The sequence below is a fragment of the Pseudovibrio sp. Ad26 genome (genome assembly GCF_001623285.1).
Taxonomy (GTDB): Bacteria; Pseudomonadota; Alphaproteobacteria; order Rhizobiales; family Stappiaceae; genus Pseudovibrio; species Pseudovibrio ascidiaceicola.
The window spans coordinates 1-2,079 of record NZ_LMCE01000023.1; the positions used below are offsets into that span (position 1 = coordinate 1).

Genomic DNA, 2,079 nt, shown 5'->3' on the forward strand with positions numbered 1-2,079 from the left:
TTCTCAGCTGCAGCGCTGGCGGTCCTTGTGTATTGCCCCATTGTTCACTCCTAATCTAGTGATCATGGGCCAAAACACTCCATTACTCAAATCGATCGATTTGTCCATAAGGCGTCGCCGACAAACACCCGCGAAGGCAAATCGTGTGGCGTATAATTGCAATGGGGCTCTTCGGTATGAATCTTTATTACTAAAAAAACAGTTGCCGGGAGAGCCTGCACTGCGGCCAGTATGTAACTCTATTTTTTGAAAGGTAATTCGTATCGGCAGTTTTCTGCTGCTTGGAGTACTCGTCAGTATGATAGTTTATTACTCTCCCACAAATCTCAGTGTCTTATACCAGCTTAAGCCTGCATTATTAGAGGCCATAGGACTGAATGAACCGCTTCGTGAGGAACTTGCTCTTCGACATACTGCACCATTTTTCCGTGAAGCTTTAACGCCGATAGTAACACCCATGCTCCCCCCGGAGACTGCCCTAGCTCTAACACTGCCGCAAGGTTAGGCTCAGGCAAAAACTTAGGGTTGGTCATTTGAGCAGCTAAGTTTGAGACAGCAGATTCAAGATCGAGTTTTTCGATAGACTGCCACGCCCTCAAGACGTTTTCCCAAGTCGCGCCCTCACACCATGAAAGAGCCATGGCCGCAACCGGTGTCCATCCGGCACCGTCACCAATCATGGCCCATTTACTGCCCGAAAATTTGCTCAACTCCTGAAGATAGATCTTGTTGGAGGTATCTCGTAAGGGATGCAGATTACTATCAGCATCACTGCGCTTCAGATGCCAGCTCTCCAACTCGACATGTAGCCCGGTCCAAATTTCAATGGGTGTGAAATTACGTTCTTTGCGCATGCATCTAAACTGTTTTCAATCAAATTTGAGAGTTTTCTTCCGTATGTCTCTAATATTGATCCGCCAACACTTATTGTTCTTGGTACGCCCTTATAGCTTACCTAGAGGTTATGGTTGGGTTATGCTTACTTCGTCATTCGAACCCAAACTGTTGCATTAACTTATGATCATAAAACTCACCATCTAGCCCGATGCGTCGGCATAATTCATCATCACTGCACTCAAACGGAAAACGAGCAATCTCACCGTATGTATCGACAAAAATGAGTTTTCCTTCCAATTCAGGAAAATCTTTTCGCAACTGATCACATACATAAAATGCTCCCTCTATTGCGCACGACGGGTCAGAGAAGTGAAGTGAGTTACAATCTAAAAACATAACCTTCATATTCGAAATGGAATGATCTATGTTGTCTAAGCTATATCGTTTTCCTTTCCCTCCGCTACGAAATGTCACCTCTTCAATTTTATTTACCACCCACTTTACTTCAATCCATTTCCGGAACTCCTCTTGTGTTTCAAAGATATTTATACTCTCCTCGACAACACTAAGCATGCATGGATCGTAATGCTTGTTGTATTCTTTGAAATCGATCATAACGTAGCTCCTAATCTCTTATGCTATTTCGCCATATTCTGATGGGTCGTAGTTCCACCAATCATCCTGAGGATTAATCTTGGGTGGTCTTGCAGGACCATCATCTCCAAAGCCACGTTGTTGCTTGCATGCCTGTCGCATCGGAACATATTCAATCATTCCTTCGATGTCATTTTCGCCTTCATACTGTTCTTTAAAAAACGGAAACAAAGCAGGATGGCTAATGGCAGTATAGAGTCCGATATTCCAGCAGGGTTTACCAGGCGCATCAGGTTGCCTTGTTATTATCCCATAGCGTCTATACTCTTCCTCAACTTCTGCTCGAATTTTTGCACGCAAAAAGAAGTCTGGATATTCACCATTACGTCCCCGTACTAGAGCTGAATTTCTTGGCGTCTTTACATATTTAGCTTCTCCGAGCCAGCAACGATCAGGATAGCTCATATCAGCATCTATCTCCTCGCCCCCTCCTTTACAGTGGAATTCACTGCGAGTTTGAAAAATGCAATACTGATAACCCCACCCCCTCATTTTGGCGTCTCGTTCGGGCCAAGGAAGATCGGATCTCATCCTTCTATCAGTCACCTTATTGGGCAGTTCCACGGCCCAGAGAGGGAACTTATGCGG

3 protein-coding genes are annotated in these 2,079 nt (G+C 44.7%); all 3 read right to left on the reverse strand.

What is annotated here, in order from left to right; all coding sequences use genetic code 11:
• Positions 1-344: 344 nt before the first annotated feature.
• Complete coding sequence (locus PsAD26_RS04555) at positions 345-854, reverse strand: hypothetical protein (protein ID WP_063309456.1); 510 nt, start codon at positions 852-854, stop codon at positions 345-347.
• A 133-nt stretch (positions 855-987) separates the two neighbouring features.
• On the reverse strand, positions 988-1,452 hold the full coding sequence (locus PsAD26_RS04560) for a hypothetical protein (RefSeq protein WP_063309457.1): 465 nt from the start codon (positions 1,450-1,452) through the stop codon (positions 988-990).
• An 18-nt stretch (positions 1,453-1,470) separates the two neighbouring features.
• On the reverse strand, positions 1,471-2,079 hold a 609-nt coding region (locus PsAD26_RS04565), incomplete at its 5' end, for a hypothetical protein (protein WP_206599988.1).

What these genes read in the sequence shown, in the direction of transcription:
- PsAD26_RS04555 (WP_063309456.1), bottom strand. Translation starts at nt 854, where the DNA reads ATGCGCAAAGAACGTAATTTCACACCCATTGAAATTTGGACCGGGCTA.
- PsAD26_RS04560 (WP_063309457.1), bottom strand. Translation starts at nt 1,452, where the DNA reads ATGATCGATTTCAAAGAATACAACAAGCATTACGATCCATGCATGCTT.